The sequence below is a fragment of the Mesorhizobium sp. M0954 genome (assembly GCF_040319155.1).
In the GTDB taxonomy this organism is placed as follows: Bacteria; Pseudomonadota; Alphaproteobacteria; order Rhizobiales; family Rhizobiaceae; genus Mesorhizobium.
The window spans coordinates 108,355-123,236 of the sequence record NZ_JAMYNR010000010.1 but is presented as its reverse complement, the minus strand read 5'-3'; the positions used below and the strand labels follow the sequence as shown (position 1 = coordinate 123,236).

The following is a 14,882-nucleotide window of genomic DNA, read 5'->3' as shown; positions in this document are numbered from 1 at the left end:
CGTACGTCAGTTGCTCGGCGCGAGGATTGTAAAACCTTGCGCCTTGAAGAGTTCGCCAGCCTTGGCGGATTGCAGGCATTTCAGGAATGCCGGAGTATCCCTGCTCTTCGAATCCGCAAGCTGGGCGACTGGATAGATGATCGGCGGATGGGTACCCGCGGGGAAAGTGCCGACCACCTTCACGCCAGGCTCCGCATGCGCATCCGTGGCGTAGACGATGCCGAGTGCTGCCTCGCCGGTCGACACCAGCTTTAGGGCGGCGCGGACATTCTCGGCCTGCGCCACCTTGCCTTCGACCGAAGACCAGGCACCGAGCGATTCGAGGGCTGCCTTGCCGTATTTGCCTGCCGGCACAGCTTTGACATCGCCCATGGCAAGTTTGCCGTCACCGACGAGCTTGGCAAGATCGAAACCCTTTTCGATCCTGGTTTCAACCTTGGAATCCCGTGGCGCAACCAGAACGATCTGGTTACCGAGCAGTTTCACTTCGGTTTCGGGCTTGGTCAGCTTCCTGTCGGCAAGATATTTCATCCAGTCGAGATCGGCCGAGATGAACAGGTCTGCTGGCGCGCCGCTTTCAATCTGCCTGGCCAGCGCCGAGCTCGCCGCGTAGGAAATGGTCGCCGCCTCGCCGACATCGGCCTCGCAGGCCTTGTTGACGGCATCGAGCCCGTCCTTCAGGCTCGCCGCGGCAAACACGACCACCTTGTCATCGGCATGGGCCGCCGGCACCGCGGCCATCAGCATGGCGGCGAGACCCGCGATGGCAATCGTCGTCGAACCTTTGCGCGCCAGCATGAAACTCTCCTCGTCTCGGAACGCCCGAAGCCGTCCATCGATATATCCATGTGAACATAACAAGGAAAGGCTCTTTACCGCCTACGGCATTCTGAGCTGAGGTTTTCCCGGCCTGCGATAATCTTCGTTGGATACAGCGGCACCGAGGCCGAAGGAAATATTCACATGAAAATCAGCGACCCGGATTGCGCGTCAAGTCGACGTCGGCCGATCGAGATTGATGCTGACAAGGCCCGAAGGCGCAGCCGCAGTAGGCAATTTCGATATGGATGGTCAGGTATGGTGCTAGACCGCGATCGGCGCCTTGATCGTCGCGTCGGCGAAATAGTTCTCGAGCTGGAAATCCTCGAAGCGGAAGGCAAAGAGATCCTTCACCTCGGGATTGATCCACAGCGTCGGCAACGCCTTGGGCGTGCGCCGCAATTGTTCGCGCGCCTGCTCGAAATGGTTCGAGTAAAGATGCGCGTCGCCGAGCGTGTGGATGAAATCGCCGGGTTTCAATCCGGTCACCTGCGCCACCATCAGCGTCAGCAACGCATAGGAAGCGATGTTGAACGGCACACCGAGAAAGATATCGCCCGAACGCTGGTAGAGCTGGCAGGAAAGCTTGCCTTCCGAAACATAGAACTGGAACAGGCAGTGGCAGGGCGGCAAGGCCATGGCCTCCACCTCGGCCGGGTTCCACGCCGAAACGATCAGCCGCCGCGAATTAGGATTTTTGCGTATCTCCTTCAGAAGATTCGCAATCTGGTCGATAGCGCCGCCATGGCCGTCCGGCCACGACCGCCATTGTTTGCCATAGACCGGGCCGAGATCGCCGTTCTCGTCGGCCCACTCATCCCAGATCGAGACGCCGTGATCGTTGAGATATTTGATGTTGGTGTCGCCGGCCAGGAACCACAAAAGTTCGTGGATGATCGACTTCAGGTGCAGCTTCTTGGTGGTGGTGACCGGAAAGCCGCGGGCCAGGTCGAAGCGCATCTGGTAGCCGAATACCGAGCGCGTTCCGGTGCCCGTGCGGTCGCCGCGATCAGCGCCGTTTTCCAGCACATGCTTCAGAAGGTCGAGATACTGGCGCATCGGCTCCGGTCCGATTCGGGTTGTCAGCCATCATAGCCGAATGACCGTCGGCCGAACACAGCAAAGCGAGACGATTCCAGCAGAAGTCTCACCAGCACCGGCGGCGAGGTTGCTCAGAGCGAGCCGAGCATGCCCAGATCCTTGGCGACGAGGTAATAGAATGTCACCCGGCTCTTGCTGTTGTCGGCCGCCATAGCCTTGCAGGTCTTTTCGATAGCCGCATCCGCCTTGGCACCGTCGGTGACGCCGAGCTTGCCGGCGACCCAGCTGTTCCTGACGCGCTTCAGTTCCTCCGGGTCGGTGCAGGACACTAGCGAGGAATCGCGGTTCCTGAGCGCGATGCCCAGATGCTTGACGATCTTGGCGACCGCGTCGGCATCCGCCGCCGCATCATACTTCTTTACGTCTGCGAGATAATCGGCCATCGAAATTCCCCTCGTCGGCGCCACGGGATCCGGTCGATGAGGATTGTGGCGCGCTGCCGCAAGTATGCGCTAGGTCTCCTCACCGCCACAAAGCTTCGGTTGAGACCGGCTGCAAGTCAACCCTTCATGATCCACTTTGGCACGGACGAAAGTGGCATTCCGGCCTTTCATTTTCCACCGCCAGTCTCTATATTCGCTTCGTCGGCTCGACCGACTATGGCGATAAACAGGCGATGAAATAAGCCGTTCGGACCCGGGGGCGGTACCCGGCGCCTCCACCAAAAACCGCTGCTCAGGAGCGGCTTTTGCTGGGGGCGAAATAGGATCGACGAAGGTGTAAAGATCGTACTTTTGCCCGGCATTGTACCACCGTTATCGGGCTAAACTTATAGTTGCCAACGACAACTATGCGGAAGCACGTCTCGCCGCGTAAGCGGTGCGATAGCTTCAATTCAAGCCCTAGTGGTTCGCACTTCTAGGCGGGGTTCGGAGGTACCTGGCAACAGAAACCTCCATTTCTCCCCCTTTTTGATATGCGCAGCCGCAGGCTCGCCCGATATGTGCAGCTGCGGGCCTGGGCTTTTTACGCCCTGATACGCCTTGGCGCCGCTGCGTTCATACCAGTCCCTGGCTGATCGTTTCGATCGCGCTGCCAAAGGTCTCGTCGGCAGCCTCATGTGACATCTCATTGTGCGCCCTGCCCGTCCTGATCATCGGAAAACAATTGGCGAGCTTGGCAACACGACAGTCAAGGAGCACCGGCCGGTCCACATCGATCATTTCCTGGATCGCATCATCAAGGTCGGCTGGTTTGTCGCAGCGCAGGCCGACCGCTCCGAACGCCTCGGCCAATTTGATAAAATCGGGCAAAGCCTCGGAATAGGAATGCGCGAGGCGGTTGCCGTGGAGAATTTGCTGCCACTGGCGAACCATGCCCATATATCCGTTGTTCAGGATGAAGACCTTGATCGGCGCGTCGTACTGGACTGCCGTCGACATCTCTTTCATGGTCATCTGAACCGATGCGTCGCCGGCGATATCGATGACGAGGCTGTCCGGATGTGCGATCTGCACGCCCAGCGCCGCCGGCAGGCCGTAGCCCATCGTCCCGAGGCCGCCCGAACTCATCCAGCGGTTCGGCTTTTCCAAGCCGTAGAATTGGGCCGCCCACATCTGATGCTGGCCCACTTCAGTGGTGATGTATGTGTCGCGATCCTTCGTCAGCGCGTAGAGACGCTGCACCGCATATTGCGGCATGATCACATCCTTGTTCATCTCGTAGGAGAATGAATTGCGTGCGCGCCAGCCGACGATCCTTCTCCACCAGTCCTGGAGGCGGCCTCCATCCGGTTTCTGAGGCAATGCGCGCCATAGACGAACCATGTCATCCAGAACATTGCCGACATCGCCTTGTATGCCGATATCGACGTGGACGTTCTTGTTGATCGAGGACGGATCTATATCGATATGGATCTTGCTGGAGTTCGGCGAAAAAGCATCCACACGCGAGGTCACGCGGTCATCGAAGCGCGCGCCGATACAGATCATGACGTCGCAATCGTGCATCGCCATGTTCGCCTCATAGGAACCATGCAGGCCGACCATCTTGAGCCAGTTTTTGCCGGAGGCGGGGTAAGCTCCAAGGCCCATAAGCGTCGAGGTGACCGGAAAATCGGTCAGTTGAACCAGCTCCCTGAGCAATCTCGATGCTTCCGGGCCGGAATTGACGATGCCGCCGCCGGCATAGATAACGGGACGGCTGGCATTGGCCATCAGTGCTATCGCCTGGCCGATCTTGCCGATATCACCCTGAAGCTTCGGTTGATAATTTTTCAGCGCAGCAACACCCGATGGCGGCGTATACACGCCGGACGCAAACAGAACGTCCTTTGGCATGTCGACGAGAACAGGCCCCGGTCGCCCCGACCGGGCGATGTGGAACGCCGTATGGATTGCTGACGCCAGGTCATTGACGTCTTTGACCAAAGAGTTGTGCTTGGTGCAGGATCGCGTGATGCCAATCGTGTCACATTCCTGAAAGGCATCGGAGCCGATCAATGTTGTCGGCACTTGTCCGGACAGACAGACGATCGGCACTGAATCCATCAGCGCGTCCTGCAGGGGCGTCACGGCATTCGTCGTGCCTGGGCCTGATGTGACCAGCATCACGCCGACCTTGCCCGTGGACCGGGCATAACCCTCCGCGGCATGGCCGGCGCCCTGTTCGTGGCGCACGAGGATATGCTTGATGTCGTCCTGCTGGAATATCTTGTCGTAGATCGGCAATATGGCCGCGCCGGGATAGCCGAAAATATGCTCCACACCATTGTCTTTGAGTGCGCGGAGAACGATCTCCGCTCCTGTCATGCGGTTGCTCGTATGCTGAATGGAATTATCGCTTGTCATGGTTCTGTCCCGTAGCGTGATGAGGATGGGCTGACGGGGCATCGCCGAAATCGGGCGTAAGAAGAATTTCGGGCATAAAAAAAGGCCCCGTCGGGAGCCTGTTTGTCGCGCACGGGTGGCTGTCGCCGGATGGTTACACCATCCTGCCCGTGCGCTTTCCTACCACTGCAAGAACCATTGCGATCTTCATGATGATCGCTGCTACACAGAAAATCGCGCATCGTCAACGTCTCAGGCTGAGGCGTCTCAGGCTGAGGCGAAAGCCCAAGGGCCTCCCATCATCGGAACCTCCGATGGCAGTATTCGTTTCTTCCCGTTTCCCTTCTTCCACGCCTTTGCGGGACAAGGCCTCAGTTTCTCGCCGCGTGTGGTCATGCCCGGCGAGCTGCCTCATGGAGAGATAAGATGAACCAGGAAACCACACCAAAACACGAACGCATCCTGATCGTTGGCGGCAGTTCCGGCATGGGGCTGTCGCTGGCCGAACAGCAGCTTGCCGCCGGCGCCGAGGTTACGATCGTCGGCCGCTCCGAGGACCGGTTGTCGGCCGCACGGCAGCGCTTGCCTCACCCGGAAAGGCTGAGGACGATCGCAGCCGACGTCACAAGCGAGGACGAGGTCCAGCGCCTGTTCCAGGATGTCGGCACGCTCGACCACATCGTCTCGACCGCCGCCGACGTTACCGGCGTCTATGTGTTGCTTCCCGAGATGGATATCTCGGTGGCGCGCAAAGTGATGGATTCCAAAGTCGTCGGACCGCTTCTTCTTGCCAAACATGGCGCGCCTCGTCTGACGCCCGGGGGATCGATCACGCTGACCTCGGGCATCGCCGCCTATCGTCCGGCGGCGAAAGGCTCGGTGGTGGCAGCCGTTAATGGGGCACTTGGCTCACTCGCCTACGCGCTTGCCGTCGAACTGGCGCCGATCCGCGTCAACGTCGTTTCGCCCGGCTGGGTCGACACGCCGATTTGGGATGCCGTCGTCGGCAGCGGAAAGACAGCCGCGCTGGACGCCATGGCAAAGCGTCTGCTCGTCGGCCGGATCGGCCAGGCAGCCGACATTGCCCAAGCCATCACGTCCCTCATGCACAACGGCTTCATCACCGGAACCGTGCTTCATGTCGATGGTGGCCAGCGACTGGTCTAGCGATGGCCAAAATTTCGCGGACCATTGCAAGGAACAGCCGCAGCACCGGCGCTTGAATGCGCCGGTGGCGCCATACCATGGTGACCGGCGTCACCGGGCTGCTTCCGACCCAGGGCAGCACGACGATATTGGCGTCAGCCGCGGAAGCCACCAGACGCGGGACCAGCGCGCATCCAAGACCGCCTTCAACAAGGCTCCGTATCGCGCCCATGCTGGCGAACTCGCCGACGAGTTTTGGACGGTCAGGCAATGTTGCGGCAAACGTTTCGTCGAACATCCGCCTATAGACGCAACCGGGCTGGGTGACGAGGAAGGCCTCGTCGGCCAGATCGTCGGGCGTTATGGCAGAATATCCGGCCAACCGGTGATTTGCCGGCATTATGGTGACGAGCTCTTCTAATGCCACTTGCTCGCTTCGCAGCTCCGGCGCCGCCGCCGGGACGGCTCCGAAATGGAAAGATACGTCCAGCGCCCCGCTTGTCACGCCGGCACGCAACCCACTGCTATCGTCCGCCCTGAGGTTCAGTTCCACATCGGGATGGCGCCGATGGAATTCCGCCAGCACAGCTGGCAAGCGTGTCGAGCAAAGCGTCTCCAGGCCGCCGACAGTCAGGCGACCGGCAACCGTGCCGCTCGCGTCGGCGACTGCGGAACGGGCTTCGTCCGCGAGGTCGAGGAGATCGTTTGCATAGTCCAGCAGGCGTTGTCCCGCCGCCGTCAGCTTCAAGCCACGCCGTGATCTGTCGAACAGCGACGTGCCTAGATCGCTTTCCAGCGCCTGGATCTGTTCGGTCACGCTCGATTGGGCAAGATGAACCCGCTCGGAGGCGCGTGTGATGTTCAAAGTGGTGGCGACCGCTACGAAGGTTTTGAGATGTCGAAGCTGCATGTCCTGAACCCGTCATATAGGCATAGACTGCTTTGAACCGGGACCGCAAACGTGAAAAGGCCGGGAACATCGGCCGGCCTTTTTGTCTCGATAAGCGAAGTTTACTCCGCCGGCGCTTCCGCGACGTCCCGGCTGCGGCCGAGCGTTATTTTGGCCAGTGTGAAGGAGATCGCCGCGCAGAGCGTGATGCCCGCCACCATCGGCAGCGGCGTGCCGTCGAAAAACACGCCGGCGACGCCCATGGCGACCGCGCCGATGGCGAAGTGCAGCGTGCCCATCAGCGCCGACGCGGTACCGGCGATCTCGCCATGCTCTTCCATGGCCAGCACCGACGTCGTCGGGATGACCAGGCCGAGAAAGCCATAGCCGATGAACAGCAGCGCCGCCATCACGTCGAGCCGGTCGACACCCGATGCCATCACCGCGAACAGCACCACCATCGTCGTCGCATAGCCGGTCACCGCGACGCGCACCACGCGCTGCAGCCCGAACCGCTCCGACAGCAACCCGGTCAGCTGCGACATGCCGATAAAGGCAACCGCATTGATCGAGAAGAACACGCTGTAGACCGAAGGCGACAAGCCATAATGGTCGATCAGGATGAAGGACGAGCTCGACAGATAGACGAAGAAGCTCGCAATGCCGAAGCCGGCGATGGCCGTCAGGCCAAGGAAGTTGCGGTCACCCATCAGGAAGCGGTAGCCGGAAAGTGCCGTCCCGAAGGACGACCCGGCGCGCTCCTCGACCGGCCGTGTCTCCTTGAGCGAGGTCGCCAGCAGGATGGTGGCGAGCACGGCCGCGCCCGTCACCGTCCAGAACACGGCGCGCCAGCCGAAATTCTCGATGATCTGGCTACCGGTCAGCGGTGCCAGGATCGGCGACACCGAAAACACAAGCATCAGCAGCGACATCAGCTTGGCGGCCTCGGTGCCGGTATGCAGATCGCGCACGATCGCGCGCGGCACGGCCATGCCGGCGCTGGCGCCGAGCCCTTGCAGGAAGCGGAAGGCGATCAGCCATTCGATCGAGGGAGCCAGCGCCGAGCCGACGCCGCCGACCATGAACAGCGCCAGGCCGCCGTAGAGTGGCAGCTTACGGCCGACCATGTCGGAGATCGGTCCGACGACGATCTGGCCGAAGCCCATGGAAAGAAAGAAGATCAGCAGGCTCATCTGCACCGCGGCAGTGCCGGCATGCAGATCCTCACCGATTGAAGGCAGGGCCGGAAGATACATGTCGATGGCAAACGGGCCGATCGCGGACAATAGGCCGAGCACGACCGCAATGCGGAGGAATTTGGCGTTCATGGTAGCAGGCTCTTTCGAATTCTGGTTGCCGCCGAGGACCGGCGTGTAACCCCAGGACGTTCCATCCCGTGGAGTTCCGACTCTTCTGCGGAACGAAACCCCCTTCGTGCAAGTCCACAAATTTAGACAGGCTTGTCTAATTCGTCAACCACCTCTATATAGTTTTGCATGAAGGCCAACGTCTCTCCTGACATTTTCCCGCCGCGGGGCCACGAGGCCAAGCGCATATCGATTGTCGATGCCGCCGCCTCGGTCTTCTGCCGCGAAAGCTTTGCCGGTGCCAATATCGACATGATTGCCGCCGAGGCCGGCGTCTCCCGCCAGACCATCTACAATCATCACGGCGACAAGGAAAAACTCTTCGTTGCCATCGTCCGCGACCTCACCGAACGTTGCAATGCCGGCATCTTTGCCACGATTTCCACTTTTCCCGATCAGCCGAAGGATCTCGAGGCCGACCTCATCGCCTTTGCTGTGCGGATGAACCACAACTGCATCTGCAACCGCGACGGCAAATTCCTGCGCAAGCTGATCCAGACCGAGGGCGGGCGCTATCCCGAGTTGTTCGCCGAATGGCGCGAAGAAGGACCGGGCAGGACATGGCCGGCGATCGCCGCCCGCTTCGCCCGCCTCGCTCATGCCGGCTTCCTTGACATCGACGATCCCGATGTCGCAGCGCGCCAGTTCATGGCGCTTGCCAATGCCGAGTTGCAGACGACATTCATGCTCGGCGGCACACCGACCGAGGACGAGGTGGTGCAATCGGCGACAAATGGCGTGCGCACCTTCCTGCGCGCCTTCGGCAAGCGGCAGCCTATGGCCCGGGCGAGCAATCAGGGCGCGCTCGCCAGCGCTTGACGATCAAAGCCGTTTGGCGATCAAATCGTCGCCAATGGGCTTCGCTTCCGCACGCCGGCGATCTATATCCGGTTTACGCCGCGCTCAAGCTTGATTACAGCTATCAGGACGATTCAACGGAACCCGACAGCCACATGGCCGACGACCACATCCGCTACGACATTCTGGCCCAGGAGGCGTTGCGCGGCGTCATGCGCAAGGTCCTGGCCGAAGTCGCGCGCACCGGTCTCCCGGGCAACCATCATTTCTTCATCACCTTTCTCACCGGCGCGCCGGGCGTGCGCGTGTCGTCGCGGCTGCGCGAGCGCTATCCCGAACAGATGACCATCGTCATCCAGTTCCAGTATTGGGACCTGAAGGTGAGCGACACCGGCTTTGAGGTCGGGCTGTCGTTTTCCGACGTGCCGGAGAAACTGGAAATCCCGTTCTCGGCCGTACGCGGCTTTTACGACCCGTCCGTCAACTTCGAGCTCGAATTCGACGTCAAGACCGATACCCCGGCGGAACAGGAGACAAAGGCCAAGCCTGCTCCCGAACCGCTGGCCATCGTCGCCGAGAAAAAGCCCGAGACGAAGAAGAAAACCGCCGAGGCGGAAAAGAAGCCTGCCGCGGCCGACGCCGGCGCCAAGGGCGCCGACGTGGTGTCGCTTGACGCCTTCCGCAAGAAGTGACCGGACGGGCGGCGTGACATGGCCGAGATCGTCAATCTCCGTCAGGCACGCAAGCAGAAGGCGCGAGCCGAGAAGGAGCGCCTGGCCGAACAGAACCGGGCGCTGCATGGCCGTTCCAAACCCAGCCGGGATCGCGACCGCCTGATCGCCGACAAGGCCGATAAATTCGTCGCCGGCCATCGCCGCGAAAATTCGGGCGATTCGGACAAATCCGATGCTTGAAGTGTGAGTAGGATCGTCTCGTGAGCCCGGTGGAAAAGCGCTCGGTCACCATTCGCGGCCACCGCACCAGCTATTCGCTCGAAAAGCCTTTTTACGACGACCTGGTCGCCATCGCGGCCGTGCGAAAACTGACGCTCGCCGCCCTTGTCGCCGAAATCGACGAGAGCCGTCCGCGGGATGCCAATCTCTCCTCGGCGCTCCGGCTCTATGTGCTGGATTGGGCCAAGCGCAGCAAGTTGTAGCCTTCAGGCAACGCTATCCTGTTTCCTGCGCCGGATACGGAAGCCCAGCAAAGCCGAGCGGTCGCGTTCTTCGGCCTGCCAAGCAGCGTATCCTGCAGTTTCAGGTCGGCGAGCGTGAACTGGCCAAAATAGGCGATGTTCGTGGCAAGCCGGATCAGCTTCAAGAGGGCAATGCCGGCAAACAACCCCGCCGTCGCAACCACCACCGCTATGCCGGCAATGAGCAGCACCCGGGCATCGGTGGTAAAATCGCGCAGATGGCCGGGGTTGGCGTGATCGGACTTCATTTGCAGACCTTGCTTTCTGGCGGCGTGCCGACTTGCGGATGGGTCGCCGGCCGTGCCACCGAGGATGGCGGGCACGAGCGATGTTGGTGACACCACGCCAGCATCAGGCCCTGCTTGCAATCAAAGGGTTCCCCGGCGGAGGGCCAGTGACCATTGGCGACCTCGCGGAGCGCCTGCGCATCCGCCATCACAGCGCAGTGGAATTGGTCAACCGTCTTTGCGAAGCCGGGCTGGTCGCGAGGGACCACGACGAGGAGGACCACCGCCGCGTGCTGCTGCGGCTGACCGAGCGCGCCGACGACAGTCTCGCCGATCTGTCAGCCGCTCATCTCGACGAACTCGGGCGGATCGAGCCGATGCTGAAGCGCTTGCTTGCTGGAGGCGACACATAAGGGATGCGCCGTCACCCGCCATTCAGCGATTTCAGCAGATCGTCGATCGACGAGGGATCGAGCTTGAGCTTTGGCGGGGGCTGCACTGGCGGTGGCACGTTGTTTGCGGCCGGTGGCTCCCGTTCCGCGCGCTCCGCCGCGGCCTTGCGTTCGGCGTCGAGCCTTGCCTTCTCTTCCGAGGCGATCCGCAACGCCTCTTCCGCCCTCTGGCGTTGCTGTTCTTCGGCCTGCGCTGCTTCCTCGGCAGCCTGTTGCGCCGCCTTGGCTTTGGCTTCGGCATCCGCTGCGGCCTTTGCAGCCGCCTCGGCTTTCGCCCTGGCCTCGGCTTCGGCTTTCGCCGCTGCATCCGCCTTTGCCTTGGCTTCAGCCTGCGCCCTGGCCTCCGCTTCGGCTTGGGCCTGCGCCTCAGCTTCGGCCTTTGCCTTGGCGTCCGCTTCAGCTTTCGCTTTGGCCTCAGCCTGCGCCCTCGCCTCCGCATCCGCCTGTGCCTTGGCGTCCGCTTCAGCCTTCGCCTTGGCTTCAGCCTGCGCCCTCGCCTCGGCTTCGGCCTGGGCCTGAGCCTCGGCTTCGGCCTTTGCCTTGGCGTCGGCCTCGGCCTTCAGCCGCGCTGCTTCCTGTTGCCTGCGCAGTTCCTCCGCCGCTCTTTCACGCTCGGTTTGCAGCGCAGCGTAGTAGCGCACCTCACGCCGCAGCCTTTGTTTCTCGAGCAGTGCGGCTTGCATGGCTTCGACCCGCTGCTGCTCCTTTTCCAGCGCACGCTGGGTCAGGAACTGTGCCAGCGGCTCGCTGTCGAACTGCCGTTTGGTGGCGCCAAACGGCCCGTCGACGCTGAAATTCAAAATCGGTTCGGAGCCGACCAGCGCCTCATCGCCGGGCCGGTAGGCGATCTCGCCCTTGGCATCGACGGTGCTGGTGTTCAGATCGGCGGTGATGTCGGCGGACAGCGTCGCGCCCGGGCTTTCGAATTTGACCGGCGGCGCCCTCAGCGTGCCGCCGGCGATGGTGAAGGCAATATCGGTGTCCTGCGCCGGAAAACTGCCCGCCGCGGCGATCTGCGGCACAAAGCCGGCGGTCTTCGACGCGTCGATATCGCGCCCTATCGCGTCGGCCTTGGCAATGAATGCGCCAAAGGCATCGGGATTGAAGCCGGCAATAGTCATGCCCTTCAGCGTCGCCGTGCCGGAACCGGACAGCGCCGCAACCATCGCGTCGACCGATTTGCCGCTGGTCGAAAGCGCCGTCGAGAACTCGCCGCTTCCGCTGATGCCGGCCTCCGGCAGCACGGCTACCAGATCGGCGCCGGCGAGTTTCATCTGACTGGAGAAAAGCCCGGTGCCGTCATTGTTCTTGAGCTCGAACAGGCCAGTCAACGCGCCGCCGAGGAACTTTGCCTTGAGGTCGGAAACGCGGATGCCCTCCTGGTCGAGCTGCAGCGACAGCGCAGCGTCATAGGCGGTGGCAAGCGGGCCGGCGGCAAGCGACGCCGCCGTCAGATCGAGATCGGCGGTAAATGGCAGACTGGATTTCTGGCTGAACGGTGCTGTCGGCCAGGTCCTGTCATTGACAAGGAAGGCCTGGTCGCCGAACAGCATCACCGCCATCGGATCGAGGTCCAGCTCGTCCAGCGACAGCGCGCCGGCAAGATGCGGCAGCCCCTCTTTGATGTCGATATTTACGTCACCGGAGACCGCCGCTTCGTTGACGGCGCCGCTGAGGCCGCTCAGCACCAGGAGACCATTGCCGTAATCGGCATCGGCTGCAAGCGACGTCGACATGCCGGTGCCCATGCCGGGCAGGCCAACGCCGGTCGTCATCAGCCATGGCTCGATGTCGGCCGTTTCAAGGCTGACCTTGCCCTTGGCGGCCGCGCCTTGAGCCGTGTCGGCAATTGTCCCGTCGAAACCAGCTTTGAAGTCGTTGCCGGCCAGGCTGAATCGTGTCGCCAGGCCACCGCCAAGCGTGCCTTTGGCCGAGACCTCGGTGGTCGCCTCGCCGAGCATGCCGAGTGGCAGCGCCGGCAAACCGTAAAGCGCCAGCAGCGCCGTGGCGTCGGCATTCCTTGCGTTGAAGGTCAGCGTCACCGGCGCTTCGAGAGGCCGGTCGAGCGCCCCTTTGCCGGATAACGACGCCGAAAAGGCCGAGCCACCGGCCTTGCCCTGTGCGCTCATTGCCAGTCCGGTCGTACCATCGCCATTGTCTGCGGCACTCGTGACCGCATCGATACGCGCATCCTGGAACAGCTCGGGATAGGCAGCAGCACGCTCCGCCAGGCCCTTCAGCACTGCATTGCCGGGATAATGCTGGACGGCGACGTCGATCAGCGGCTTGAGGTCGACGGCGACCACCGAGGCGTCGAGCTTGCCGGTCGGGCTCGCCGGGAAATCCTTGATCCGGCCGGTGGCGCTGATCGAGGCGCCGGCAAGTCCGCCGACCGACAGTCGGTCGATCTCAAGCAGCCCCTCGCGCAATCTAAGCGCGGTGTCGACGCTATCGGCGGTCAACCCGCCGGCGCTGACCGGCCCGGCCTTGATCTGGAAATCGAGGTCGCGGTCGGAAAAGCGGTTGGCGCCCTTGTCGCTGACGAAGATCGAGGCGAAGGCGGCGAGCCCGTCGACATCGAGTTCGCCACCTTCCAGTTGCATCAGCACCGATGGCCTTGTGTCGTCGGGCTGGCTGGAATCGATGCGGCCGGAGAACTTCGCCTTGCCGAGGATGAGTTCGAGATCGCTGAAGGCCTGGTGCTTCTCGCTCAAATCCACCTTGGCCTTGAAGCCGGCGGCCGGCAAGCGGCGGATCGCCTCGTCGACGTCCTTCGACAGCCATGCGGCGAAGCCGGAGGGCTGCGCCACCGCCAGAAGCAGCGATCCGGTGAAACCGAAATGGTCCTCGACGCTGACCATGCCGTTGGCTTCCAGCTTGGCGCGGCCGGGCAGCGTGGCGGCCAGCGATTTTACCGCCCAGCCGCCCTCGGCTGGCTCGGCGGACAGGTGCACGTCGCGAACGGTGGTATCGCCTGCCACCACCGCCGGCAGTTTAACCTCGACCGTGCCCGGTATGGTCGGCTTCGGCAGGTCGAGCAGCGCCTGCTCCAGCGCCGCCACCCGCTCGGACAGCGTCAATCCGGCACCGGCCGCCGCCCCCACGGCCTCGTCGAACTGCACCTGCGCGCCATTGGCCTCGATCGAGAAATGCGGCTTCAGCCCAAGGTCGACCGCAGCCTTGCCGTCGGCAGTGTAGGGATTGTCGCGCGGCCCGGTCTCGAAGCGGAATTCGTCGACGCCGAGCTTCTGGTGGTCGAGCGAAAACTTGCCGTTCAGCCTGAAGCCCGGGTCCGGTTTGCCGGCGCTGACTTTCAGCGCCTCGCCGCCGGTGCCCAGCTGCCGCGCCGCAGTCTGGTCTGCGCCCGATATCTTGAACTGGCCCGAATAGACGGCGGCGCCCTCGACGAGGCCCACATTGCCGTCGGTCTCGATGACCAGCGGATAGGCGTCCGGATCGGCCTTGAGCCTGAGCCGCATTTGCCCGTCCGGTTCGGCCTTGCCGGTGGAAGCGGCGATCGTGGTCCGCAACCCGTCCAGCAACAGCGAGCCGTCCAGCCGCCAGGGGCCGGCCAGCGACTTGGCCGAGATCGTCGAGTTGATCTCGGAAATAAGATGGCTGCGCCCGCCGGCGGCGTGGCTGAGCGCGATCTGTCCTTCCGTCACCGTCAGCTTCTCGATGGAGATCTGGCCGGGATCGAAGGGCGAGGACGGCCGTATCGTCCAGTCGACCGTGCCGTCGGCGGCGATGTCAATCGTCGCCTTCGGCCGCACTAGGCGCATGTCGAAGATCAGCACCTCGCCGCGCAGGAATGGCGCGAGTTCTGCATCCATCGAAAAAGTTTCGACGGTCATCGCCGGCTGGCCGTTAGGGCCACCGGCAACGGCGACGTTGGAAAAGGTCACCGAGGGGAACGGCAACAGCCTTGCCGTCGCATCGCCTCGCACGGTCACCTTGCGGCCCAGGACGGCACTGGCCTCGCGCTCGAAATCGGCACGGTAACCTGTCCAGTCGACAAAGTACGGCACCACCAGCGCCGCACACAGCACCAGCACGAGAAGCCCACCGAAGATCACGAACAGGCGTGCGAGCATAAACTCCTGGATAGTTGATTGAAAGT

Annotated in this window: 13 protein-coding genes, 1 other RNA gene and 1 pseudogene; 7 read left to right on the top strand and 8 right to left on the bottom strand. The window is 62.4% G+C overall.

Annotation, left to right across the window (positions count from 1 at the left end; all coding sequences use genetic code 11):
- Nucleotides 1-6 precede the first annotated feature (6 nt).
- The 3 genes from modA to NKH93_RS15955 all read right to left on the bottom strand — a co-directional run bounded on the left by modA (nucleotide 7) and on the right by NKH93_RS15955 (nucleotide 2,303).
- Complete coding sequence (gene modA, locus NKH93_RS15965; RefSeq protein WP_352831166.1) at nucleotides 7-798, bottom strand: molybdate ABC transporter substrate-binding protein; 792 nt, start codon at nucleotides 796-798, stop codon at nucleotides 7-9.
- A gap of 285 nt (nucleotides 799-1,083) precedes the next feature.
- On the bottom strand, nucleotides 1,084-1,878 hold the full coding sequence (locus tag NKH93_RS15960) for a thymidylate synthase (RefSeq protein ID WP_352471610.1): 795 nt from the start codon (nucleotides 1,876-1,878) through the stop codon (nucleotides 1,084-1,086).
- A gap of 113 nt (nucleotides 1,879-1,991) precedes the next feature.
- On the bottom strand, nucleotides 1,992-2,303 hold the full coding sequence (locus tag NKH93_RS15955) for a DUF2853 family protein (protein ID WP_023676702.1): 312 nt from the start codon (nucleotides 2,301-2,303) through the stop codon (nucleotides 1,992-1,994).
- 161 nt (nucleotides 2,304-2,464) lie between these two features.
- On the opposite strand from NKH93_RS15955, the gene ssrA reads away from it, so the two are divergent.
- Nucleotides 2,465-2,820: a transfer-messenger RNA gene (gene ssrA, locus NKH93_RS15950) on the top strand.
- Nucleotides 2,821-2,918: 98 nt separating this feature from the next.
- Here the strand turns inward: ssrA and NKH93_RS15945 are convergent.
- The gene (locus NKH93_RS15945; protein WP_352919493.1) at nucleotides 2,919-4,709 is read right to left on the bottom strand and encodes an acetolactate synthase 3 large subunit; all 1,791 of its coding nucleotides are present in this window, start codon (nucleotides 4,707-4,709) and stop codon (nucleotides 2,919-2,921) included.
- Nucleotides 4,710-5,114: 405 nt separating this feature from the next.
- On the opposite strand from NKH93_RS15945, the gene NKH93_RS15940 reads away from it, so the two are divergent.
- The gene (locus NKH93_RS15940; protein ID WP_352501027.1) at nucleotides 5,115-5,855 is read left to right on the top strand and encodes an SDR family oxidoreductase; all 741 of its coding nucleotides are present in this window, start codon (nucleotides 5,115-5,117) and stop codon (nucleotides 5,853-5,855) included.
- Here the strand turns inward: NKH93_RS15940 and NKH93_RS15935 are convergent.
- Entirely contained in the window at nucleotides 5,809-6,744 is a 936-nt protein-coding gene (locus NKH93_RS15935; protein WP_352471607.1) for a LysR family transcriptional regulator, read from the bottom strand. The genes NKH93_RS15940 and NKH93_RS15935 overlap by 47 nt on opposite strands.
- Before the next feature lie 101 nt (nucleotides 6,745-6,845).
- The gene (locus tag NKH93_RS15930) at nucleotides 6,846-8,051 is read right to left on the bottom strand and encodes a multidrug effflux MFS transporter (RefSeq protein ID WP_023676705.1); all 1,206 of its coding nucleotides are present in this window, start codon (nucleotides 8,049-8,051) and stop codon (nucleotides 6,846-6,848) included.
- Between the two features lie 168 nt (nucleotides 8,052-8,219).
- Between NKH93_RS15930 and NKH93_RS15925 the strand changes: the two genes are divergently transcribed.
- The 4 genes from NKH93_RS15925 to NKH93_RS15910 all read left to right on the top strand — a co-directional run bounded on the left by NKH93_RS15925 (nucleotide 8,220) and on the right by NKH93_RS15910 (nucleotide 10,044).
- Entirely contained in the window at nucleotides 8,220-8,909 is a 690-nt protein-coding gene (locus NKH93_RS15925; protein ID WP_352919497.1) for a TetR/AcrR family transcriptional regulator, read from the top strand.
- A 134-nt stretch (nucleotides 8,910-9,043) separates the two neighbouring features.
- Nucleotides 9,044-9,580, top strand: a complete 537-nt coding sequence (locus NKH93_RS15920; RefSeq protein WP_023676707.1) for an SspB family protein — start codon at nucleotides 9,044-9,046, stop codon at nucleotides 9,578-9,580.
- Nucleotides 9,581-9,598: 18 nt separating this feature from the next.
- Nucleotides 9,599-9,802, top strand: a complete 204-nt coding sequence (locus NKH93_RS15915) for a DUF4169 family protein (protein WP_023676708.1) — start codon at nucleotides 9,599-9,601, stop codon at nucleotides 9,800-9,802.
- A gap of 20 nt (nucleotides 9,803-9,822) precedes the next feature.
- Nucleotides 9,823-10,044, top strand: coding sequence for a ribbon-helix-helix domain-containing protein (locus NKH93_RS15910; RefSeq protein ID WP_352539555.1), 222 nt, complete (start codon nucleotides 9,823-9,825; stop codon nucleotides 10,042-10,044).
- Here NKH93_RS15910 and NKH93_RS15905 read toward each other — a convergent pair.
- A complete protein-coding gene (locus NKH93_RS15905) occupies nucleotides 10,008-10,331 on the bottom strand; it encodes a hypothetical protein (RefSeq protein ID WP_352919500.1) in 324 nt (107 codons plus the stop codon). The genes NKH93_RS15910 and NKH93_RS15905 overlap by 37 nt on opposite strands.
- 86 nt (nucleotides 10,332-10,417) lie before the next feature.
- Here NKH93_RS15905 and NKH93_RS15900 point away from each other — a divergent pair.
- Nucleotides 10,418-10,723 (top strand): annotated as a pseudogene (locus NKH93_RS15900) (MarR family winged helix-turn-helix transcriptional regulator); the annotation flags it as partial.
- Nucleotides 10,724-10,734: 11 nt separating this feature from the next.
- On the opposite strand, the gene NKH93_RS15895 reads toward NKH93_RS15900, so the two are convergent.
- Nucleotides 10,735-14,856, bottom strand: coding sequence for an AsmA family protein (locus NKH93_RS15895; RefSeq protein ID WP_352919503.1), 4,122 nt, complete (start codon nucleotides 14,854-14,856; stop codon nucleotides 10,735-10,737).
- Nucleotides 14,857-14,882: the final 26 nt, after the last annotated feature.